A 22,088-nucleotide genomic window follows, 5' to 3' on the forward strand; every position below is an offset into this window, starting at 1 on the left:
GCCATTCGGAGCAAAATTATCTTATAATTCCGCTGGAATGGACACGACAACTCCTTTCGCTTTTCCGTCATCTGATGTTACGGAGTCGTTCTTTTCGCTTCAGAGGCTTCGTCGATAATCCGTTGAAGCGTAGCATCAAAATACGAAACCTCCGGAAGGGTTAATCGGAAGATAGTTTCCAGAACGGCGCGAACCTCGGCCACGCTGCGAAGTTCGCGCTGTTCCGATTCTCCCCCCAGATAATGCGTAGTCAAAACCGTATTGCGAAGGCCATACCGCTGGTCGGGGATCGACAGGGCAGCCGCCAGGCTCGTCTGAAAATAGTTATTAGGGTACGTGCACAAATACCAGCTAAACATTTCATAATCAGGCAAATGGTGCTCACGCAGGGTAAAACGGTACAGGGACCGCCATTCATCCTTTACGAAAGCCTGCAATTCCAGTTCGTCGCGGGCTTCGATCAGCCGGAACGGTTCGTGCGGAGTTGTCTGTACGGTATTCAGGTCAAGTTTTATCGGTCCCGTAGGCGATAAACCGCCAAAGCCCACATCGGTGATATACCATTCCTGAACGATTGCTACTTGCAGCAGCATGTGCGTGATCGGTTTCATCTCGCCTTCCGCTACATTCCAGAGCACGCGGGCCGCCAGTTCCCGCACCCGAAAGCCCAGCGCTTGTAACACCTGACTAAACAAGCGGTTTTGTTCGAAACAATAGCCACCCCGGCCCTGATGCACCATTTTTTGCTGAAGTGTCGCCAAATCGAGCAAAACCGGAAGACGAAGGAGGGGATTCAGGTTTTCGAACGGGATGGTGGCCGTATGCAGTCGCTGGAGGCTCCGAAGCGTTTCAAGCGTTGGCGTACGCGCTCCGGTGTAGCCGATGCGCTGGCAATAAGCGTCTAAATCAAGGTCAGATGCCAGCGTTGCAGACACTTGTTCCTGAGTACGTTGTGAGGACATGAGGACAAAGCTATGCGTTCTGCTGAAAAATATACGGTATAATTTTTCAGATTATCCAATAAAACGGTTTTGGCTGCTGACACAGGGTTGTCACAGGTCGGTCGTTTCTTTGTACGAACCAAAAAACAAACGCAACATGGCACCCGTACTCTCCGGAAAAACTCAACTGACGGTAGCGTCGTTCATGACCGATTCCGGTTTTTATTTTTTAATGAAGTAGATTTCTACGAAAAGAATGAAGACAAGCAATAAACGAATAACTTTCCCCCGCTTTCTCTTTATTCCTGGAAAAATGACGGTTTCCGACCTGATCCGCTACCGGCTGCAAAGCCAGCAACTGACGCAGACAACACTGGCAACACCCGCCGGGATGGTGGCCTGGTTCGGCGCGGTGCAGGCGCAGGAGCACGCGGCCAGTAAGTGGGCGCTCGGAAACCGGTTGCCCGGCAGTACCGATGCGTCTGTCGAACAAGCCATTGCCGACCGGACTGTGATCCGGACCTGGCCGATGCGGGGCACGCTGCATTTCGTGGCAGCAACCGACATTCACTGGTTGCTGGAACTGATTCACCCCCGCTCGCAGGCTTTGTACACCAATTATTTGCGGAAGCACGAGTTGGAAGAAACCGTGATTTCAACCTGCTATCGGGTGATGACAAACGCGCTGGAAGGTAGGAAACGATTGAAACGCAGTGAGTTGAAACAAGTGCTGGATCAGGCGGGCATCCCGACGCACGAAAACCGCCTGGGCATTTTGCTGGGCCGGGCTTCCTACGACCGGCTGATTTGCCACGGCCCCCGTTGCGATAACGAATTTACATTTGCCTTGCTCGACGAATGGGTTCCCCGCACGAAAACGCTAACCCGCGACGAAGCCCTGGCCGAACTCACCCGGCGCTATTTTTCCAGCCACGGCCCGGCTACGCTGGCCGATTTTAGCTGGTGGTCGAGCCTGACACTGGCCGAGGTCAAAACCGGTATCGAACTGGTCAAATCGGATTTTACCGCCAAGATGGTCGACGGACAAACGTACTGGATGCCATCAGCCCTGCCGGATCGGGTAAATCAGACCCAATCGACGGCGTTTCTGTTGCCGGTTTATGACGAATACCTGGTGGCTTACAAAGATCGCAGTGCTCCGCTCGGCGGGCTGACGGCCGAACAGGTCGCCAAAACCGGGAATGGTATTTTCAGTCCGGTAGTCGTTATCGACGGGCGGGTGGTCGGGACCTGGGGCCGAAAAATCCGAAAGAACGACTTGCAACTGGACATCAATCTGTTTATAACGCTCACAAAGGCGCAGCAATGGGCGCTGGACGAAGCTACCGAGCGGTATCAGCAATTTCTCGGCATCAACGAATGATCTTTTTTTGTTCTTCGTGAAAACAAAAACGCAAGGCACTTTATTACCTTGCGTTTGGATCAAAATCGCTTCTCCGAGAAACCGGCTCAGCGACTCAGGTACAGATTCCGCTCGGAATAGACCTTCTGGAAAAAGTCGTCTTCAAGGTCATCAATGAAGTAAATGCCTTCACCAGTCGATTTCATTTCCGGCCCCAGTTCCTTGTTCACGTTTGGGAATTTGCTGAACGAGAACACCGGAATTTTGATGGCATAGCCATTTTTCACGGGTTTGAAGTCGAAATCCTTCACTTTTTTGTCACCCAGCATCACCTTCGTTGCGTAATTGACGTACGGTTCCTGGTACGCCTTGCAGATGAACGGTACTGTCCGCGACGCCCGGGGATTGGCTTCGATGATATACACGACCTCGTCCTTGATCGCAAACTGAATGTTGATCAGCCCGACGGTTTTCAGCGCTCTGGCAATCGTGTGGGTATGAGCTTCGATCTGTTTGACGACGTTTTCGCTCAGGTCGAAGGTTGGGAGCACGGCGTAGGAGTCGCCGGAGTGAATCCCAGCCGGTTCGATGTGCTCCATGATGCCGATGATGTAGACGTCTTCGCCGTCGCAAATCGCGTCGGCTTCGGCTTCGATGGCATTTTCCAGGAAGTGATCGAGCAGAATGTTGTTGTCCGGAATATCGTGCAGAATCTTGACGACGTGCTGCTCCAGTTCCTGCTCGTTCAGGACAATTTTCATGCTCTGACCACCCAACACGTAGCTGGGCCGGACCAGCAGCGGGAAACCGAGTTCGCGCGACAGCTCGACGGCTTCGTCGGACCCACGCACCGTCCCGAATTTCGGATACGGAATGTTGTGGTCGCGCAGCAGCGCCGAGAAGCGGCCCCGGTCTTCGGCCAAATCGAGCGATTCGAAATCCGTTCCGATGATTTTGATGCCGTAGCGCGTCAGTTTTTCGGCCATTTTCAGGGCCGTTTGGCCACCCAACTGCACAATAACGCCCACCGGTTTTTCGTGCATGATGATGGCGTGAACGTGTTCCCAGAAAACCGGTTCGAAGTACAGCTTGTCGGCAATATCGGGGTCGGTCGAGACGGTTTCGGGATTACAGTTGATCATAACGGTCTCGTAGCCAGCCTCTTTGGCGGCCAGGACGCCGTGAACGCAGGAGTAGTCGAACTCAATGCCTTGGCCAATCCGGTTCGGTCCTGAACCCAGAATAACCACCTTCTGGCGTTCGGTGGCGACCGATTCGTTGCCCTCCAGGACGCCCACTGGGAATGCGCCGGTTTCGGGAGCCTGTGCCCCTTCGACGGGCAGTTGCGGGCTGTTGAAGGTTGAATAATAGTAGGGCGTCCGGGCTTCAAATTCGGCGGCACAAGTGTCCACGCACTTGAAAACACGCCGGATGTTGTGTTCCTGCCGGAAGTTATACACCTTGCTTTCTTTCACGCCCAGCAGGTGCGCCAACTGGCGGTCGGCGTAGCCTTTCTGCTTGGCTTTCAGAATCAAAGCGGGCGGAACATCCTCCAGATCGTACTGCTGAATTTCGCGTTCGAGTTCGACCAGTTCTTCGATCTGGTACAAAAACCATTTGTCGATCTTTGTCAGATTCTGGATGGTTTTGAACGACAGACCCGCCTTAAAGGCGTCGTAGATATGGAACAGGCGGTTCCAGCTCGGATGCGCCAGACTTTGTTTGATGGCTTCCTGATCGGTGAGTTCCTTGCCGTCGGCACCCAGACCGTTGCGCCGAATTTCGAGCGACTGGCAGGCTTTCTGCAACGCTTCCTGGAAATTGCGGCCGATGCCCATGGCTTCGCCGACCGACTTCATTTGCAGGCCCAGCGAGCGGTCGGCTCCCGGGAATTTGTCGAAGTTCCAGCGTGGTACTTTCACGATCACGTAATCGATGGCTGGTTCGAAGAAGGCCGAGGTCGAGCCGGTAATCGGGTTGATCAGTTCGTCCAGATTGTACCCAATCGACATTTTGGCCGCGATTTTGGCAATCGGGTAGCCCGTTGCTTTCGACGCCAGGGCCGACGACCGGCTCACGCGCGGGTTGATCTCGATGGCAATGATATCGTCGGTGGCCGGATTGACCGAGAACTGCACGTTACAACCACCCGCAAATTTACCGATGCCGTCCATCATTTTGATGGCCAGATCGCGCATTTGCTGGTAGAGCGTGTCGGGTAGCGTCATGGCGGGGGCCACCGTGATGCTGTCGCCCGTGTGGATGCCCATCGGGTCGAAGTTTTCGATGGAGCAGATGATGATGAAGTTACCGGCTCCGTCGCGCAGCAACTCCAGTTCGTATTCTTTCCAGCCCATGACCGACTGCTCGATCAACACCTCGTGAACGGGCGAAGCGTGCAGACCGTTGTTGAGGGCTTTGTCGAAGTCTTCCGGTTTATCCACAAAACCGCCCCCGGTGCCGCCCAGTGTAAACGACGGCCGGATGACCAGCGGGAAACCGATTTCCTGTGCAATCTCTTTCCCTTCCAGGAAGGAGCGGGCCGTACGGCCTTTGCAGACGCCAACGCCGAGTTCAAGCATTTTCAGCCGGAATTTCTCGCGGTCTTCGGTGGTTTCGATGGCCTTAATGTCCACACCGATAATCCGAACACCATATTTGGTCCAGATACCGGCTTTGTCGCATTCAATGGCCAGGTTCAGGGCGGTTTGGCCACCCATCGTTGGCAAAACCGCATCAATGGGATGACCTTCTTCCTGGTGTTTTTTGAGAATCTCAACGATCGATTTTTTCTCAAGCGGTTTCAGATAGACATAATCCGCATTAATGGGATCGGTCATGATGGTGGCCGGGTTCGAGTTAATCAGTGTTACCTCGATGCCTTCTTCGCGCAGAGAACGGGCTGCCTGAGAACCGGCGTAGTCGAATTCACACGCCTGCCCGATGACAATAGGGCCGGAACCGATAATAAGAATCGAACGAATGGAGGAGTCTTTGGGCATTATAGTGGAGATAATGAATAATGAATTGAACAATGCATGTTGACGATATGCAACAAACAATCACTATTCCTGACCCCCTGAAACGTACTGGCCCGAAGCGAAAACAGGTTGGCAGAGCGGCCGGAACGCAGACACAGGGCGAACCGTTTTAGATGCTTTCGAAGCCAATCTGTTTAGGTATGGTCAAAAATCCCACAAAATTAGTGGATGCCAACAAATTCGGAAGAAAATTTTTAAATGTTTTTGCCGTCACCCGCCGGATGCGGCAGGCAACGACAAAAAACTATTTTTTCGTAATGAAGAGCAAATCCTGATAATCAACGGTATTCGCACGACCGCACCAGTTCCCAAACTTAATGTCCCGGATCGTCAGGCCGACTTTCGCGAACGCTTCACGAGCGTAGGTTTCGTCGAAGGCAATCATGCTTTCGGGAAGGTCCTGGAGGTACACCATTGTGCGGTCGGTAAACGGTGTCAGATGCCGTTCGTACTTATTTTTGCCTTCGGCATTCAACCGGCGGGATTCATCATTGAGCAGAAACATGGTGATATACCCCCGCGCACCTTTTTTTAGCACCCGCGCGATTTCGGCCAGGTACCGCTCAAAATCGGCTTCGAGCATGTGGGTAAAAACCGAGTTCAGAATGACATAATCAAAAGTAGACCCTTCGAACGGAAACCGCAGCTCATGACCCTGCATGGTCCCGTTCGGGTTGTACATCTTATTATAAACGTTCAGGTGATGAAAGTTGAAGTTCGGAAACCGCTTCCGAATCTCCTTGTTGCACCAGTCGACCCCTTCTTTGACAATCTCGATGCCATCGTAACCACCGGGCGCTTTCAGGTACTCCGTCAACGGAACCGCCAGCCGTCCGATCCCACTGCCTACATCCAGAACGCGGTCGGTCGGTTTGAGGCTCCCGATGTCCCGCATGCGATCAATGGTCAGTTTTCCAACTTTCTTGAAATCGCCATCTCCAATAAAAATCATCCGGGACGGGGGCGTCAGCGCATCCCGTTCGCCGGTAATGATCTCCAATTGATCGATCACCGAAATCGGAATGATGTTTTTGAGAGCGGTTTTTATCGGGTTGGGAATCAAGCTTTTAAGACCCATTTGTGCAAGGCTTTTGGTTTAAATAGGCAGCAAGTTAAACATTAAAGGCATTATTTTGTAAACTTATCCCGATTTTGGCGTTTTGTCAGAAGGAGAATTTCGTGACCGGAAAAACAACAAGTACCCAATACAACCGATGAATATGATGAGACGTCGACAAGCATGGATTTTGGTTTGGGTGGTTGGTCTGACGTTGGCAGGCTGTTACAAATACGAGGAACGCGTCTGGCGGGCGCCCTCCAATCAAACCGGTAATGGCTCGAATACCGGCACGCCCGGTTCTCCGAATAATCCCGGATCGGGCGGCCCCGGGACATCGCCCATCACCGGTTTGCCGAATCCACCGGCCAAGCCTTCTTACATTGACAACGGGTTTATTCGGCTGAGCGTCGATCTGAACATGGGCGGAGCCATCACGTATCTGGCATCGTCGGCCAATGGGCAAAACCTGGTCAACAACTGGGATTCGGGGCGGCAAATTCAGGCATCGTTTTACTCCGGCCCGACGCCCTTCGCGCCGAATGGACAACAACCGCACCCGGAGTGGAAAGACCTGGGCTGGAACCCCATTATGTCGGGTGATGTGTATGGAAACCGCTCCAAGGTGCTGGAATCGCGCAACGACGGGCGGGAGATTTACGTAAAAACCGCTCCGATGCTCTGGCCTAATGACAACATTCCGGCGGAGTGTACGATCGAAACCTGGATTACACTCGACCGCAATACCGTCAAGGTGCGCCACCGGCTGAACAACAACCGCTCGGACACCAAGCAGTATTCGGCCAAACCACAGGAGCTACCGGCTATTTTCCTGAACGCACCCTACCGCACGATTGTCTCCTACACCGGCACGAAACCCTTTACGAATGATGCATTGACCCGGGCCAGTAGCCAGACGGTCAACGAAATTTTCGGTGGTAAGGTCATGGTATCGCCCGAAAACTGGATGGCGATGGTCAACAGTTCGGATTGGGGCCTGGCTGTTTATAAGCCCAACCATTATTACTTCATTGGCGGAACGTTCGGAACGTCGCCCACCGGTGGCGAATTCGACTTTACGACGGGCTACATCACGCCTTCGAGCTACGAAGTGATTGATCACAACATCCAGTTTCAGTACGACTATACGCTGATTTTGGGTTCGCTCAGTGATATTCGGAAATACATTTACGAACAACCGCGCCCGCAGGGCAAGCCCGATTATCGCTTCGTGGCCGATCGTCAGGCGTGGTGGTATTACCAGGGAGAGGATCGCGGCTGGCCGATCCGGAATGAACTGGACATTCCGCTCGACAAGGGAAGCTTCCTGATGGCCGGACCGAACGATATGTGGCAGGCCGAAGACGTGCCGAAATTATACATTCGGGCTGCTTTCAAAACCGACGCGACCCAGGCCCGGCTTCGGTGGCGGGTTCCGGGTGATCCGGAGTTCCTTCCGGCCAACCTGGTCGATATTCCCATTACGGGCGACGGCCAATACCGTACCTATGAAATTGATATGACGAAACTGCCGACCTGGAAAGGAACCATCCTGCAAATCGGTTTCGAACCGGCGCTGGGTGAAAAGGGCGGGGCCGGGAAGTTTGCCAAAATCCAGTCTATTTCATTCAAACCGTAACTGTTATTGCCATGCAATTGTGGGCCGTACTGGCGGGATTCCTCCTGATGAGCTACCGCCCGGCTTCCATCACGGAACGGCCGGATTTTGAGCGGTTTTTCGCCGAAAAAAAACTGAAAGGATCGTTTCTGTTTTATGATCCGCAGCGCGATCACTATACGGCCTACCAGTTCGAGCGCACCCGCCAGCGGTTTCTGCCCGCTTCGACCTACAAGATTATCAACACGCTGATCGGGCTGGAAACCGGCGTGTTGAAGGACGAAAATACCCTCATGAAGTGGGATAGCGTCCGGCGTGAGATCGATGCCTGGAACCGCGACAACACCCTCGAAACCGCCTTCAAAGTCTCCTGCGTGCCCTGCTACCAGGCCGTAGCCCGGAAGGTAGGCCTGAAACGGATGCGGGAATGGGTCGATAAAGCTGGCTACGGCCGGATGGATATCAACGCCGATAACCTGGACAAATTCTGGCTGGAAGGTAAATCCGGCATTTCACAGGAAGAACAAATTGATTTCCTGCGCCGGGTTCACGACGGCAAGGTGCCTTTCTCGAAGCAGAACCTGGCGGTCCTGAAAAAAATCATGTTCATTGAAGCCAAAGGCGATGCCAACCTGTACGGCAAAACCGGCTGGGCGGGTGGTTCGGCCAACCCAAACATTGGCTGGTTTGTGGGCTACGTCGAGAAAGGCGACAAAGTGTATTACTTCGCCACGAACATCGAAAGTCCCCGCCCCGTCCCCGATACGTTTGTCCCCGGCCGTCGGGAAATCACGGAATCGATCCTGAAAGAGCTGGGCGCAATGTGAGGAATTAAGAGTTAAGAATGAAGAGTTAAGAGTTGGCTCCGCCACTTTCCTGGAAAGTGGCGGAGCCAACTCTTAACTCTTCATTCTTAACTCTTAATTCTCATCGGTTTCCAGTAGGTGAGCGAGCGCCAGAGCCATTCGAAGGGGCCGAAGCGGAAAAACCGGAGCCAGACGGCCGAGAACACGATCTGGAACAGCCAAATCCCGGCTACGACGTAGTAGAGTTCGTGGTAGGCCAGCTTACCGAAGTAGCTCAAGCCGTAACCGTAGAAAATCAAGGTACAGATGATGCTCTGCATCAGGTAGTTGGTAAACGCCATCTGCCCGACGTTCGCCAGCGCTTTCATTAGCCAGGCCACCACGCCCGAACGGTAAATCAGCAGCAGCAGGCTCGCATGACCAATCGCGGTGGCGGCCCGGCGGAGGTGGTAAAACGCTTGAAAAGGAAACGAATCCTGATCCAGCGTTTTGCCCGGATTGGTAAACCAGGCCAAACCGTCCTGAAACGCAAACCAGCCCAACGTCAGACCAATCCCGTAGCCGGCCAGTAACGTAATCAGGTACGTTCGCGTCGATCGCTGGTTGGAAAAGAAGCCCCATTTGAACAGCGCCATGCCCAGAAACATCAGCGCCCAGGCGTCCCACATCAGGTTTTGATAAAATTTCGTTGATTCGAACTTGGTATTGAGCGGCAGGTAATTGGCAAAGATGGTGCCGTAATCGCTCCGCATGGTCTTATTGATCTCTTCTTCTTTCTTTTTATCGTATTTGACGTTTTTCTCCAGCTTTAACCAGGCTTCTTTGGCCTTTTTTAGCTCGTCGGTCAGCGGTTTTTTTTGGTTCTCCAACTGGACGGCTTTTAGGTAACCCTCGCGCTTTTCTTTGGTTTCCATCGCGCTGAAAAACCCTTTTACGCCCAAAACCGCTACGCAGAAAAAGGCAATCAGCAGGTAGGTGCGGGGGCGCAGTTTCCGGAACGGAAACAGGAACAATCCGCAGACGCCGTAGGTGTAAAGAATATCACCGGGCCAGAGCAGCACGAAGGCATTGAAAACGCCGAACAGGATCAACCAGAAAAGCCGCCGGTAATAGTAGTCGGCCATGCCGTAGCCGTCGGCCAGCGTGTCTTTTTTGGCCATAAAAAGCAACATGCCCGCTCCGAACAACATCGAAAACAATGCCCGCATGGTTCCTTCAAACACCACCGAAACCGTCATAAACGTCCGGAAATCGGCGGATTCGGGCGGGGCCGTAAAAAACCGGGGAATGGCCGTGTGCGACAAACCGAAATACGGAATGTTCATCATCAGAATCCCGAGCAGCGCGAAACCCCGAATCAGGTCGATGGTCTGAATGCGGTCGGCCTTGGCGACAGGCTGGGCCGTTTCGGGGGCCGGAAGCGAGTCAATGGGTACGGAAGAGGAGAGCGTATCCATAAAGTAATGCAGGTAAAGGTTAAAAAGAGATGGTTTTGATTTGAATTCGCCAGAGGATAAGTTTACCGGCAATTGCCAAAAAGAAAACCCGAACAGAACGGTTGTTTTCGGGTTATTTACTCGTAAGATAACCGGTTAAAGCTTGGTAATCAAAACGTTTTAGTATTCGGTATACCTAATTAGTCACACCATTTCAGTATGAAAAATCGCTTATCTATTCTTGTATGGCTGGCGGGTCTGGGCTTTACTTTGTCGGTTCAGGCGCAAAAAAATGTCCGGCTGGAGGGCAATGTCAGTGGGCTGGGCAACACGATGATTTACCTGAAAAAGACCGACAATTCCAACAGCCGTCCGGTCATTGTGGATTCGACCCGGGCCACAGAGGGGCGGTTTTCGTTCAGCCGCAGCATTCCCGAAGTGGATTTTTACAACGTGGTGGCCGCCGGTTTGCCGGGGCAGGTGCAGTTTATCTGGGACGGTGATCTGACGCTGGCCGGAACGCGTGACGCCTTCCGTGAATCGGAAATCAAAGGCTCTCCACTGACCGATAGCTGGCTGAAATTTCAGAACGAAGTCGACCGACCTTACCGCGATAAGCTGATGGATTTGTACAACGGCCGCCAGCGTTCGGGCAGCGATACCGCCGTGGCCGGTCAGGTAGCGCGGGAAGAAAAACGCCTGAAACAGGAGCAAATCCAAAAAGTAGCCCAGCAAATCCGCGACAATCCCAACTCGCAGTTGAGCCTTTACCTGCTGAACTGGTACTGGAACCAGTTTCCGAAAACCGAAGCCCGGGCCATGTACGACAAGCTGGACGCATCGTTTAAAAACCACTCGCTGGCAAAACGGCTGACAAATCAGTTGAAGTAGTGCTTACTACGCCAGCGGTACGCCCGCTTCGGCGGCTTTGCGGATGACGTAGTTGCGGGCTTCGTCGTATTCTTCGGGCGTCCGCAGGTGTTCGAGCAGGAACGGCGTTTCCTGCGGCAGGGCCGTTACATTCCGAATATACGTGCGATAGTCGAGCGAACCGTGTCCGGGCATGGTTTCGGCCAAATGCACATCCTTACCGTGTACGTCTTTGGCGTGCACCGACACAATCCAGCGGCCCAGTTTTTTGAATGTTTCGTCGATCAGGGCGGTATTCTGGTAAAACCGTTCGGGCGTGTTGATGATGTTGGCCATGTCGATGTGGGCGGCAAAGGCCGGACGGTCGATGGCCCGGATAAACTTGAGGTACGAATCCGGGCCGTCGGGCAGGCTCCAGCCCATCATTTCGAGCGCAAATTTGGCCCGTTTCGGCTTGACAGCATCGATCACCTTCCGGCAGTTTTCGACCGTCGCGTCAAAGTACTCCTTCGTCAGGTTGCGGGCATCCGGCCCGTCCCATTGCTTCGGGTTGTACGAACCGCCGATGTTCACGCAGGTCAGCGCACCGACGGCTTCGGCCAGCGCGAGCCGCTCCGACACATACATCAGGTTCTTCGCCCGCTTTTCGGCATCGGCCTCCAGCATATTCACCCAGGCCCCGACTTCAGCAATGATCACATTTTGGGCCGAAAAGGCTTTCCGAATCGCTTCAATCCGGGTCTTATCTGTCAATTTAACCGCCGGAACGTAAGCCGAACTGTAGTTCAGGCGTCGGTGTTCGCGAGCCAATTCCTCCGGATCATCGCTTTTCAGGAAAATCGGCCCACCCAGCCGCAACGGTTTCGGAGCGGTTTTGAAAGCAGGAAGAGTCGGGGCCACCAACCCGGCCGTGAGCAGGGCTGAGGATTGCAGGAAGGTACGACGGGAGAGGGATTGCATAGGGTTTACCAATTAACTAATCCGGCTCCAGTTAGTCTCGCCCTCGCGCTGGACCTCCACCTGGTTCCGGACCGGGGCGTGTTGGGGCAACACCAGGCCGGGGTCTTCTTCCAGAATCCGCTGGGCCGATTCGCGGGCGGCCGTCAGAATGGCACCGTCTTTGGCGAGGTCGGCCAGGACGAGGTCAGCAATGCCGCTTTGTTGGGTGCCTGACAGGTCGCCGGGACCACGCAGTTGTAGGTCCACGTCAGCAATCTCAAAGCCGTTGTTGGTTTTGACCAGCGTTTCGATGCGGGTGCGGGTTTCCTTGCTGAGTTTATAACCGGTCATCAGGATGCAGTACGATTGCTCGGCCCCCCGCCCGACGCGCCCCCGCAACTGGTGCAACTGCGCCAGCCCAAACCGCTCGGCGCTCTCGACCACCATCACGCTCGCGTTCGGCACGTTGACGCCGACCTCGATGACCGTCGTCGCGACCATGATCTTGGTTTCGCCCTTCACAAACCGCTCCATCTCGAAGTCCTTGTCGTAGCCGGTCATCCGCCCGTGCAGAATCCCGACGGGACAATTGGGAAACGCCCGGACAATGCTCTCGTGGCCGTCCATCAAATCCTTGAAATCCAGCTTCTCCGACTCCTCGATCAACGGATAAACGACGTATACCTGCCGCCCCTGCTCGATCTGCTGCCGCATAAAACCGAATACCTCCAGCCGGTGGGTGTCATAGCGATGTACGGTTTTGATCGGTTTTCGACCCGCCGGAAGCTCGTCGATTACCGAGAGGTCGAGGTTGCCGTAGAGCGTCATGGCCAGCGTGCGCGGAATGGGCGTGGCCGTCATGACCATCATGTGCGGATAAATGTCCTGATTTTTGTTCCAGAGCCGCGCGCGCTGGGCCACGCCAAACCGGTGCTGCTCGTCGATGATGCAAAGGCCGAGGTTCTTAAACTGCACCGAATCCTCCAGCAGCGCGTGCGTTCCGACGATGATGTGCATCATCCCGGTCTGCAACTGATCATGGATGATCCGGCGGCCTTTGGTGCGGGTCGAGCCGGTGAGCCGCCCGATGGTCAGGCCGAGCTGGTCGGCAAACACTTTCAGGCCGTAGTAATGCTGGTCGGCCAGGATTTCGGTCGGGGCCATGATGCAGGCCTGCGCGCCGTTGTCGATCGCCATCAGCATCGTGATAAAGGCCACGATGGTTTTCCCACTGCCCACGTCGCCCTGCAACAGCCGGTTCATCTGCTTACCGCTAACCAGATCGCCGTGAATTTCGCGCAGCACCCGCTTCTGGGCGTTGGTCAGGTCGAAGGGCATAAATTCCTTGTAAAACCGGGTCAGCAGGCTCATGCTGCGAAAAACCTGGCCGGGGTACTCGGTTTTGTGAACCAGCTTATTCTTGATCAGCCGTAACTGGTTGTAAAACAACTCCTCAAACTTCAGCCGCCGTTCCGCCTGTTTCAGCCAGGCCTGGCTGCGGGGCAAATGGATGTTCTCGATGGCGTCGGCTTTCGAAATCAGGCGGTATTGCTCCAGCAGCGAATCCGGCAGCGTTTCGTGGATGTGCGGATACGCCAGATCGATCAACTGACGCATCATGCGGCCAATCAGCTTGCTGTCCACGCGCATCCGGCGCAGCTTTTCCGTCAGATTATATACCGGCTGGAACGTCAGGTTCTGGTCGCTCTCCGCCGTCACGGGGTCCAGTTCCGGATGGGTGATGCTGTACGTTGCCCCGAAGGCGATGGCTTTGCCGTAGGCGATGTATTCAGCGCCGGGCCGCAGGAATTTTTCGAAGTGGCTAATGCCCTGAAACCAAACCAGATCCATCGAGCCGGTATGGTCGGTGAAGGTGGCTATGAGCCGTTTTTTCGGGCCTTCGCCCACCACGGTCCAGTCGCGGACGCGGCCGATTACCTGCACCGCCGGAAGCACGTCCGACAACTCGGCGATGGTGTAAAACCGGGTGCGATCTTCGTGCCGGAACGGGTAGTATTGCAGTAGGTCCCGGTAGGTGAAAATGTTGAGTTCGGTATTGAGCAACAACGCCCGTTGCGGGCCTACGCCCTTCAGGTATTCAATTTTTGTGTCGAAAAACGTGATGCGCTCCGTCATACCCTCCGTGTATCGAACAATTTCCCTAAATCGGAAACGTTCTGTTGCCAGATTCTCTGATGAATCAAAGCTACGAATTTTCGTAAAAGATACGGTTTTTCGGGGCAGCCGCCACCGAATGGCCCGCTTAAAATTGTCGTTTCCGACGGTTTTCTCAAAAATAGATGAACAATCCTTGGGGAGTAAGGAATAATGGCGTACTTTTTGTAAGAATCAACCGGGATAGTAAGCAGCCTATGACTCAACGGAATACCTTTTTTTTCCTCTGCATTCTACTCGGTTTCAGCCGTCTGGCCTCCGCTTCGCACATCGTTGGGGGTAATGTTCGGCTGACGAATAAAGGAGCTGCCGGTTCCTATACGCTGTCACTTCATTTGTTTATCGACGACCAGAACAGCCGCGCCGGGGACATTAAACCGACCGTGAAACTGGCCATTTACCGTCGGCGTGACAACCTGAAAATGGGCGAGTTCGAGTTGCCGCTACTCAGCCAGCAGCCCCTGGCCGCTTCCAATCAGGCTTGTGCGCAGTTGCGCCCGCTGAAACTCCGTGAAATCATTTATAGCCAGGATATTGCCCTGGACCCCGACCGTTTCGACGATCCCGATGGGTATTACGTCGTCCACGGAGTCTGTTGCCGCAGCGGTTCCATCGACAACATCATCCAGGCCGATGATTCGGGGATGGTATTTTACCTCGACTTTCCGGCTCCCAAAACAACGCCGAATTCATCCCCGGCTTTCTCGATTCCGACCGGCGAATATGCCTGCAAAGGACAGCCCTTTACATTTAGCTTTAAGGCGACCGATGCCGACGGCGACCAGTTGAAATATTCCCTCGTAACGCCCTATAAAGGCTTTACAAACCAAGGTGTTGCGTTTGATAATCAGCCGAGTACCAACTACCCGAACGTCCTGTGGAAACCCGGTTTCAGCGCGGCCAACGCCGTCCCAGGCGCACCGGGGCTGCGGATCGACGCCGAAACCGGTCAACTGAGCGTCACGGCCAGCCAGGTCGGTTTGTTTGTCTTTGCGGTGTTGTGCGAAGAGTTTCGGGATGGCAAGCGAATCGGCTCCGTCCGGCGGGATTTCCAACTGGCCGTGGTCGATTGTCCGACCAACACGCCCCCGGCCCCGGTGATTACCCTGGCGCAGGCACCCGTCAATGCCAAGATCACCAAAACCGCTACCGGGGCTATTGCCAGCGTATCCGCCTGTCAGGGACAAACGATCACGCTCAAGACCGAGTCATCGACCGAGTGGACGTTTCAGTGGCAACGCGACGGGCTGGACTTGCCCGGCGACACCACCGCCAGCCTGGTTGTGACCGTATCGGGCAATTATTCGGTCATTAAACAATTCAGAACCACCTGCGGCAAACCAAGTCCGGCCCAAACCAGCATCCGTGTGGATCTGTCGGAAGCCGAAAAACTGGCCTTGACGGCCAGCGGGCCGACGACGTTTTGCGACGGCAAATCTGTGATGCTGAAAGCGCCCGAAGGCAATTACAGCTACGCCTGGTTCCGAGATGATCGGACGTTGCCGGGGGCCAATCAGGCTGCCTACCAATCGCACGAAACCGGCGAGTATAAAGTGCAGATTTTCAGCCCGACAACGGGCTGTACGGTCACCGACAGTGTGCTGGTAAAAGTTCATCCCAAACCGCAGGCTTCCATTGTGCCTCCTCCTAGTACGACGGCCTGCTCCGGCGATACGATTCGGCTGAATGCGGTAACCAATCCATCCTATCAGTACCGGTGGAGTAATACCGGAACCGTGATTGCCCATGCAGGAGAGCCTTTGCTGGCGGCTACGCAGGCCGGTCATTACGTGCTGACCGTTATCGATACCAACCAGTGTCAGGCTACGTCGGCAGAAGTGTTGCTGGTTTTCAATACGGCTCCGGCGGCCAGCATGGCCCCGCTGCCCCCGGTTTGCGAAAACGTGGCCAGTCCGGTGCTTCTGAATGCGGAACCGGCGGGTGGCGTCTTTGCAGGAATCGGCAGGGCGGGCAGCGCCGTAAACGGGACGGCCTTCGATCCGGCCAAAGTAGGTCCCGGACAGTATGTCATCACCTACACGCTGGCTTACCCCGGAAACACCTGTCCGGGTCGGGCGCAGCAAACGGTCACGGTTTTGCCGGCTCCGGTTATCCAGGTGGCCGATGCCACGGTTCGGCGCGGAAGTGAGGTGCAACTCAATCCGACCAGCCCGGACACGCTGCGGTATTACTGGACGCCCTCAGTCGGCCTGAGCAGTCCGGTGGTGGCCCGGCCGTATGCCAGCCCGGATACGACGACGACCTACCAGATCCGGGCTACTTCACCCCAGGGCTGCGAATACACGACCCGCATGACGGTGACGGTGACGACGGCTTTGTACATTCCGGATGCTTTTACACCCAACAACGACGGCCAGAACGACCAGTGGGTGATCCGGGGTCTTGATGATTACCCCGATTGCCGGGTTGAGGTATATAATCGCTGGGGAAACCCGGTTTTTGTTTCGCAGGGATACCAACAGCCGTGGGACGGCAAAAGTGGTGGGCAGGATTTACCGCCTGCCGTCTATCAATATGTTATCAAACCCGGCGGGTCGCACCCGAATCGAAGCGGTAGTTTGTTGATTATCCGCTAACCGTTGATCTGTTGTTTTTATATAAATTCGCCAGCACTCGCTGAAACGTGTTTTTAACCTCAAAAAGAGCCCCGGCCTCTCTTCGAGTCTCTTAACGCTTTATCCCTTGTGTCTGGATACCTTTAAATAGGTATGATGAATGTCTTTTCTTGAAAAGTAGTTTGGCACAAGTCGTAGAATTAGGGATGTTTGTTTAAGATTTGTTAAACAATATTGGCATTTTCCTATCGAATGGCCTTATCCAATGCGCATATATTGCGATTTTTGACTTTCGATACTTGTGTTAATAAGTTAAGCCTGATCGCATGGAAACAAAGGAGACGACATCGGACAGGAAGCCAACTATTCTACTGGTCGATGACGACGAAGAAGATCGAATGTTGATGCGTATGGCGCTCGATTCGATGGAAATGGGGGCACCGGTTCGGGAGTTTGAGAGTGGAGAGCGATTGCTGTCCTATATGCAGCAGCAGTCGGATGACCTGGCTTCGTGGATTATCATCCTCGATAAATACATGCCGGGCCTGAACGGATTCGATACGTTGCGGCATATCAAGGAAAACCCCGACTGGCAACGCATTCCGGTTGTTTTGTTTGTCAACACGCAAAACCAGGGCGAAATGGAATTGTGCCTGGACCTGGGAGCGACGATTTGCATCAGTAAACCGCTCTATTTTGATGGCATCAAAGAATTAATTCGTCAGGTGTACCAGCATTGGCTGGACTCGGTATCATCGCCCTCGGCAACTCGTTAAGTTATTCCTGTAGCACCCGCACTTCAACCCGCCGGTTTTTCCGTTTATTTTCTTCTGTATCGTTGGCCGCAATGGGCCGTTTCTGACCGTAACCCAGGGAGCGCAGGCGGTTTTCGGCAATTCCGTTGGCTATCAGGTACGACTTAATCACGCGGGCCCGGTTTTCAGAAAGCGCCAGATTAAGCCGTGGATCGCCCACGTTGTCGGTATGCCCCGAGATTTCAATTTTCAACTCCGGCCGACTTTTCAACAAAGCAACCAACTGGTTGAGTTGCGCATGGGATTCGGGTCGGAGCAGGTAACTGCTTTGATCAAAATAAACATTGTCCAGTGTCACGGTTTTTCCGGCGGTTAAGGCCGATAAATCGGTATTAATCGGAGTCACCGGAACCACCGGTTTAGTCTCAACCCCACCGGAAGGGGACGTCTTCTGAGCCGGTTTAGCCGCTGTCGGCGGACTTGTGGGTTCGGGCGTCGGGGTCACGGCAGGGGGCGTCGTCGCTGCAACCGGTGGCGCACTCGTCTGGGGAGCGGCTTCGATCGCCGGAGCTTCCTCGGCGACCGGCTTGCGGAACCGCTGAAGCGGAATGGTAATGTCGTGCTGATCCCGCACATCGACGGTATACTCGTAGGGTTGGTAACCGGTTGTTTCGACCGTAAACCGAATGCGTTGCCCAAACTCGGCCAGAAACGTAAAGCGGCCCTCGCGCGGTGGACCGGTCATGATGACGCGCTTGCCATCAAACTCCTGAACCTGTACATTCAGTTTCTGCCGAATGAGCTGTTTGGTTTCAAAATCAATAACCGTCACGTTGACCGGCGACTCGGTTGAAACCTCCCGATCTAGTTCCAGCACGATGGTTTGCCGGGCCTGATTGGGGTCGAATACGCGGTCGAGCCGAAGGATTTTCTGGACCGGACGGTAGCCGGTATGAATTGCATCGAGCCGATAAACCGTTCCGGCTGCGAGTGCCACCGTGTAGGAGCCGTATTGCAAGGTTCCGCGCTGCACCTTTCGGGTCTTTTCATTCGTAATTGTGAGGGTGGCCGGGAGGGGGCGTCCGTTGCGTTCCCGGGTTTCAATCCGAATCGTGTACTCCTCAACCGCATTGGCTTGTCCAACGCAGTCGGTGATGCGAACTATCGCCAGGAGCAGTACCCAAAAAGCATTTGAACCTTTCATGTCGCTTCGATCTACGGCTTTCGGCGCAGGCTGGCCAGCGCCAGACCGGCATAAATATCGGCTCCGCGTGGTCGCAAGTTGTTGGAATTACTGCCAATCATTCCGAACAGATTATCGGTTCCCAGAAAAACCGGCCCCACCCGGATGGATGTCCCCACCATAAACGAGTTGTTGAGCAACGTAAGGGGCAAAGCAACGCCAAATGTCGAAGTTTCGAGCCGGGGTGATACCGAAATCAGGGAAGGCTGGTGAATGGCTATCGCGTCTTTTGCCCGCAAGTTCTGCAACAATGTACCGGTCAGGTAAAAACCGCTCCCGATGTGTACATCGGCATTCACGGAAAGCGCTGTGGGAAGTCCGGATGTAAACCGGGCCGTGTTGCTGGCTTCGGTCAGGCCCAGTTTATCCCGAATAACATCCGCAATTTCTTCGCTTCCCTTCGTTTCTTTAAAATCGTCGGCGGTAAATTGCTGTCCTGTCGTATTGACGGCATACCGTTGCACATACTGATCACTGCGGTACCGGATGCTGCCCAGATCGGTCAGGGCAATGCCTAGGCGAAGAGCGTAACGGTCCGGATCGTCGGCCGATTTAAGCTGGTACGAAAGACCCAGATCCGCTCCCCAGCCACGACCCGGGTTGTTCCCATCGAAAAGCTGACGCAGCGAAACCGAGCGGTTCCGATCCTGTAAATACGTGGTGTATCCCAATTCGGCATTAAATTGGTCAACTTGCAGGTAATAGTTGTCGGTGCTGGCCGTATCGGCCAAAACGCGGTAGGAAAGGCCGTTGTTTTTCAAAAAACCGGCGGTGATTCCCTGCAATCGTTTGACCGTTATGCCGACGGACAATTGCTGGTAGTCGTCCTGGAGGATCGCTCCGGCCAGACTCAGGCCAATTTCAGCATAGGTATTGGTATTAATCGCAAACTGGTTGTCGCGGTTCGGGATGTTATACAGCCGGTCGTCTTCCAGACCGGCCCGCACGACAGACAGCAGCGATTCGGAGGCATTACTGACCTGAGCAACGGCCCGTAGGCGGGTTGACAGACCGACGGCGACTCCCTGGCCGAGTCGCAGCAGGAGGGAGGGGCCGCGCAGGTCGGTCCAGCCGGTGATGGATTTGGGTTCTCCATTCGGGACTTCTCCGAGGTATTCAGGCCGGAACAGTATAGCGCCGTCGGATAGCTTGTATTGGTCCGGAACCCGTTTCAGCACCAGGCCAGCCAGCGAATACGGAGCCTGGTAGCGAAAGTAATCGTTGTTGAGGTGTGCATCGCCGGCGGCCAGATTGAGGTAAAAACCGTATTTTGAATCCATCGCAAAGGCCGGATTCAAATACAGGCTCTGGGTACCGCCGTACGGACTTGCCGACACTCCCAACAGATTCTGAGCCGATGCTAAGGGAATAATCAGACAAAGAAGTCCGAAGTATAACCAGCGAAAAAGCATAGAAGAATGAAGAGTTATGAGTTAAGAGTGATGAATTAAGAGTTAAGCGCTGCCACTTTACAGGAAACGGCGGAGCCAACCGCCGGGCGGCCCCGTCTTCACTCTTCACTCTTCACTCTTAATTCTTTAAACGCCTTCCGCTTCAACTTGTTTTACGTCGGGGACCAATCGGGTAAGGAGATTTTCAATGCCGGCTTTTAGCGTAAGGGTTGATGACGGGCAGCCGCTGCACGAGCCTTGTAGCAGAACCTTAACTGTACCGTTCTCATCGTCAAACGAATGAAAGCTAATGGCACCTCCGTCGGACTCCACGGCGGGGCGGATGTATTGGTCCAAAACCGCCTTGATTTTTTGAACCGTCGGTGAGTCGGCTTCGACTTTGGTGGTGTTCGAATCGATGGTTTGCTGGGCAAAAACCGGCCGTTGTTCGTTGAAGTAAGCCCGGATGAATTGCTTCACTTCGATCAGCACATCTTCCCACTCGGTTTCGTCATCTTTCGTTACCGTGATGAAGTTGCTGGCAATAAACACCCGTTTTACGTAGTCGAAACCAAACAAGGCCACCACCAGGGGCGAATTTTTCCCATTCAGCAGCGCTTCCGAAGCATCCGTGTAGTCGAATGAGAGCCCTTCCGGCGTCAGCGGAAAGTTGACCACGAACTTCATCGAATTAGGATTCGGGCTGCTTTCAGTATACAGCGTGACCGGGGGATATAACGTAGTTGTCATTTTCTAGAATTTCAGGGAATATGCTGAATCGTAATGAAGAAACAGTACCCGGAAAAGATTAGTTTACCGACACAAAAAAACCTGCCTGGCCGGGCCAGACAGGTCTCATGATCAATGCATTTAGCAACCGAACGCCTTATTCGGCAACGGCTACCGGAGCCGTTTCGGCCGGAGCGGCTTCAACCGGAGCGCTGGCCGGAAGGACGCTTACGAACGAGCGACCGCCTTTGCCTTTCCGGAAGTGGACATACCCATCCACGAGCGCGAACAGCGTATGATCTTTGCCGATGCCAACGTTTTTGTCCGGGTGATGCTGGGTACCGCGCTGACGAACGATGATGTTACCGGCAATGGCCGACTGACCACCGAACAGTTTAACACCCAGGCGTTTGCTGATCGAGTCACGGCCGTTCTTGGAACTACCTACACCTTTCTTGTGTGCCATTTTTTAGAAAGTTTACGGTTTACGGTTTATGGTTTACAGTTTATGGTTAGCGATGCATCCGTCAATAGCGCGTGTCAACTAACCGAAAACCGTAAACTATAAACCGTAAACGATTTTATACTGTAATGTCTTCGATTAATACTTTGGTCAGGTACTGACGGTGGCCGTTTTTCTTCTTGTAGCCTTTCCGACGTTTCTTTTTAAAGACGATCACTTTTTCGCCTTTCAGGTGTTCCAGAATTTTACCGGAAACCTGAGCGCCTGCGACGGTCGGGGCGCCCACCGAAATAGTACCGTCATTGTCGACAAGCAGAACCTTGTCGAACACAAGTGCAGCGTCCGTGTCGCCTTCCAACCGGTGGGTGTAGACGTAACGGCCCTTCTCAACTTTAAATTGCTGCCCTGCGATCTCTACGATTGCGTACATGATTGATACAGAAAATGTTGTTTCTCAGAAATGAGGTGCAAATATAGGTGTTTTATTAGAAAAAAGAAACCCGAACGTTCTATTCGTCCGAAATGTTAAATTAAGTGGAAACGTACTGGCTTTTTGGGAGTTAGCATGACTTTTGTGTAAGTTTCCAGAAAAGTGGTTTGTTGGCCCGTAGGCTCCAAAAACCGCTATTGACCTACCGGTACGTGTTGAGGGGAGCCGGTGTTGCAAAATCCTACGGAAAGGGGA

The 22,088-nt window shown here is 53.9% G+C and carries 17 protein-coding genes; 6 read left to right on the top strand and 11 right to left on the bottom strand.

From position 1 onward, the window contains the following. Positions 1-77: 77 nt before the first annotated feature. Positions 78-962: an arylamine N-acetyltransferase family protein gene (locus tag ACO2Q8_RS11645; RefSeq protein WP_423344983.1), complete on the bottom strand. Its 885-nt coding sequence runs from the start codon at positions 960-962 to the stop codon at positions 78-80. Between the two features lie 292 nt (positions 963-1,254). Here ACO2Q8_RS11645 and ACO2Q8_RS11650 point away from each other — a divergent pair, with 292 nt between their 5' ends. Continuing rightward, on the top strand, positions 1,255-2,325 hold the full coding sequence (locus ACO2Q8_RS11650; protein WP_423344984.1) for a winged helix DNA-binding domain-containing protein: 1,071 nt from the start codon (positions 1,255-1,257) through the stop codon (positions 2,323-2,325). Between the two features lie 86 nt (positions 2,326-2,411). Here ACO2Q8_RS11650 and carB read toward each other — a convergent pair whose 3' ends face one another. Next, positions 2,412-5,306 carry a carbamoyl-phosphate synthase large subunit gene (gene carB / locus ACO2Q8_RS11655; RefSeq protein WP_423344985.1) on the bottom strand — a complete coding sequence of 965 codons (2,895 nt, stop codon included), beginning with the start codon at positions 5,304-5,306 and terminating at the stop codon, positions 2,412-2,414. 283 nt (positions 5,307-5,589) lie between these two features. After that, on the bottom strand, positions 5,590-6,423 hold the full coding sequence (locus ACO2Q8_RS11660) for a methyltransferase domain-containing protein (RefSeq protein ID WP_423344986.1): 834 nt from the start codon (positions 6,421-6,423) through the stop codon (positions 5,590-5,592). A gap of 145 nt (positions 6,424-6,568) precedes the next feature. Between ACO2Q8_RS11660 and ACO2Q8_RS11665 the strand changes: the two genes are divergently transcribed. Together ACO2Q8_RS11665 and blaOXA are read left to right on the top strand one after the other, a co-directional pair. Next, positions 6,569-8,041, top strand: coding sequence for a hypothetical protein (locus ACO2Q8_RS11665; RefSeq protein ID WP_423344987.1), 1,473 nt, complete (start codon positions 6,569-6,571; stop codon positions 8,039-8,041). Positions 8,042-8,052: 11 nt separating this feature from the next. Then, a complete protein-coding gene (gene blaOXA, locus ACO2Q8_RS11670) occupies positions 8,053-8,847 on the top strand; it encodes a class D beta-lactamase (protein WP_423344988.1) in 795 nt (264 codons plus the stop codon). A gap of 86 nt (positions 8,848-8,933) precedes the next feature. Here blaOXA and ACO2Q8_RS11675 read toward each other — a convergent pair whose 3' ends face one another. Next, positions 8,934-10,283 carry a DUF418 domain-containing protein gene (locus tag ACO2Q8_RS11675; RefSeq protein WP_423344989.1) on the bottom strand — a complete coding sequence of 450 codons (1,350 nt, stop codon included), beginning with the start codon at positions 10,281-10,283 and terminating at the stop codon, positions 8,934-8,936. Between the two features lie 198 nt (positions 10,284-10,481). On the opposite strand from ACO2Q8_RS11675, the gene ACO2Q8_RS11680 reads away from it, so the two are divergent. Further along, positions 10,482-11,153, top strand: a complete 672-nt coding sequence (locus tag ACO2Q8_RS11680; RefSeq protein ID WP_423344990.1) for a DUF4369 domain-containing protein — start codon at positions 10,482-10,484, stop codon at positions 11,151-11,153. Between the two features lie 6 nt (positions 11,154-11,159). On the opposite strand, the gene ACO2Q8_RS11685 is transcribed toward ACO2Q8_RS11680, so the two are convergent. Continuing rightward, complete coding sequence (locus ACO2Q8_RS11685) at positions 11,160-12,092, bottom strand: sugar phosphate isomerase/epimerase family protein (protein WP_423344991.1); 933 nt, start codon at positions 12,090-12,092, stop codon at positions 11,160-11,162. Between the two features lie 12 nt (positions 12,093-12,104). Beyond that, complete coding sequence (gene recG / locus ACO2Q8_RS11690; protein ID WP_423344992.1) at positions 12,105-14,207, bottom strand: ATP-dependent DNA helicase RecG; 2,103 nt, start codon at positions 14,205-14,207, stop codon at positions 12,105-12,107. Positions 14,208-14,443: 236 nt separating this feature from the next. Here recG and ACO2Q8_RS11695 point away from each other — a divergent pair, with 236 nt between their 5' ends. Together ACO2Q8_RS11695 and ACO2Q8_RS11700 are read left to right on the top strand one after the other, a co-directional pair. Continuing rightward, on the top strand, positions 14,444-16,843 hold the full coding sequence (locus tag ACO2Q8_RS11695; protein ID WP_423344993.1) for a gliding motility-associated C-terminal domain-containing protein: 2,400 nt from the start codon (positions 14,444-14,446) through the stop codon (positions 16,841-16,843). 305 nt (positions 16,844-17,148) lie between these two features. Beyond that, entirely contained in the window at positions 17,149-17,598 is a 450-nt protein-coding gene (locus tag ACO2Q8_RS11700; protein ID WP_423344994.1) for a response regulator, read from the top strand. A 1-nt stretch (position 17,599) separates the two neighbouring features. Here the strand turns inward: ACO2Q8_RS11700 and ACO2Q8_RS11705 are convergent, their stop codons facing one another. From ACO2Q8_RS11705 to rplU, 5 genes are all read right to left on the bottom strand, one after another. Then, positions 17,600-18,781 (bottom strand): OmpA family protein, encoded by a 1,182-nt coding sequence (locus ACO2Q8_RS11705; RefSeq protein ID WP_423344995.1) that lies wholly within the window; start codon positions 18,779-18,781, stop codon positions 17,600-17,602. Between the two features lie 11 nt (positions 18,782-18,792). Next, positions 18,793-20,232 (bottom strand): DUF5723 family protein, encoded by a 1,440-nt coding sequence (locus ACO2Q8_RS11710; RefSeq protein ID WP_423344996.1) that lies wholly within the window; start codon positions 20,230-20,232, stop codon positions 18,793-18,795. A 126-nt stretch (positions 20,233-20,358) separates the two neighbouring features. Next, the gene (locus ACO2Q8_RS11715; RefSeq protein ID WP_423344997.1) at positions 20,359-20,961 is read right to left on the bottom strand and encodes a NifU family protein; all 603 of its coding nucleotides are present in this window, start codon (positions 20,959-20,961) and stop codon (positions 20,359-20,361) included. Positions 20,962-21,097: 136 nt separating this feature from the next. Beyond that, positions 21,098-21,406 carry a 50S ribosomal protein L27 gene (gene rpmA, locus ACO2Q8_RS11720; protein WP_423344998.1) on the bottom strand — a complete coding sequence of 103 codons (309 nt, stop codon included), beginning with the start codon at positions 21,404-21,406 and terminating at the stop codon, positions 21,098-21,100. A gap of 115 nt (positions 21,407-21,521) precedes the next feature. After that, positions 21,522-21,833 carry a 50S ribosomal protein L21 gene (rplU, locus tag ACO2Q8_RS11725; protein ID WP_111626617.1) on the bottom strand — a complete coding sequence of 104 codons (312 nt, stop codon included), beginning with the start codon at positions 21,831-21,833 and terminating at the stop codon, positions 21,522-21,524. Positions 21,834-22,088: the final 255 nt, after the last annotated feature.

This window comes from Larkinella sp. VNQ87 (assembly GCF_049445795.1).
Classification (GTDB): Bacteria; Bacteroidota; Bacteroidia; order Cytophagales; family Spirosomataceae; genus Larkinella.

Bases quoted from the DNA above. Each gene is read 5' to 3' on its own strand.
- ACO2Q8_RS11645 (WP_423344983.1), bottom strand. From the start codon at position 962: ATGTCCTCACAACGTACTCAGGAACAAGTGTCTGCAACGCTGGCATCT.
- ACO2Q8_RS11695 (WP_423344993.1), top strand. From the start codon at position 14,444: ATGACTCAACGGAATACCTTTTTTTTCCTCTGCATTCTACTCGGTTTC.
- ACO2Q8_RS11665 (WP_423344987.1), top strand. From the start codon at position 6,569: ATGAGACGTCGACAAGCATGGATTTTGGTTTGGGTGGTTGGTCTGACG.
- ACO2Q8_RS11650 (WP_423344984.1), top strand. From the start codon at position 1,255: ATGACGGTTTCCGACCTGATCCGCTACCGGCTGCAAAGCCAGCAACTG.
- ACO2Q8_RS11685 (WP_423344991.1), bottom strand. From the start codon at position 12,092: ATGCAATCCCTCTCCCGTCGTACCTTCCTGCAATCCTCAGCCCTGCTC.
- recG (WP_423344992.1), bottom strand. From the start codon at position 14,207: ATGACGGAGCGCATCACGTTTTTCGACACAAAAATTGAATACCTGAAG.
- ACO2Q8_RS11715 (WP_423344997.1), bottom strand. From the start codon at position 20,961: ATGACAACTACGTTATATCCCCCGGTCACGCTGTATACTGAAAGCAGC.
- ACO2Q8_RS11675 (WP_423344989.1), bottom strand. From the start codon at position 10,283: ATGGATACGCTCTCCTCTTCCGTACCCATTGACTCGCTTCCGGCCCCC.
- ACO2Q8_RS11660 (WP_423344986.1), bottom strand. From the start codon at position 6,423: ATGGGTCTTAAAAGCTTGATTCCCAACCCGATAAAAACCGCTCTCAAA.
- rpmA (WP_423344998.1), bottom strand. From the start codon at position 21,406: ATGGCACACAAGAAAGGTGTAGGTAGTTCCAAGAACGGCCGTGACTCG.
- ACO2Q8_RS11680 (WP_423344990.1), top strand. From the start codon at position 10,482: ATGAAAAATCGCTTATCTATTCTTGTATGGCTGGCGGGTCTGGGCTTT.
- carB (WP_423344985.1), bottom strand. From the start codon at position 5,306: ATGCCCAAAGACTCCTCCATTCGTTCGATTCTTATTATCGGTTCCGGC.
- ACO2Q8_RS11710 (WP_423344996.1), bottom strand. From the start codon at position 20,232: ATGCTTTTTCGCTGGTTATACTTCGGACTTCTTTGTCTGATTATTCCC.
- blaOXA (WP_423344988.1), top strand. From the start codon at position 8,053: ATGCAATTGTGGGCCGTACTGGCGGGATTCCTCCTGATGAGCTACCGC.
- ACO2Q8_RS11705 (WP_423344995.1), bottom strand. From the start codon at position 18,781: ATGAAAGGTTCAAATGCTTTTTGGGTACTGCTCCTGGCGATAGTTCGC.
- rplU (WP_111626617.1), bottom strand. From the start codon at position 21,833: ATGTACGCAATCGTAGAGATCGCAGGGCAGCAATTTAAAGTTGAGAAG.
- ACO2Q8_RS11700 (WP_423344994.1), top strand. From the start codon at position 17,149: ATGGAAACAAAGGAGACGACATCGGACAGGAAGCCAACTATTCTACTG.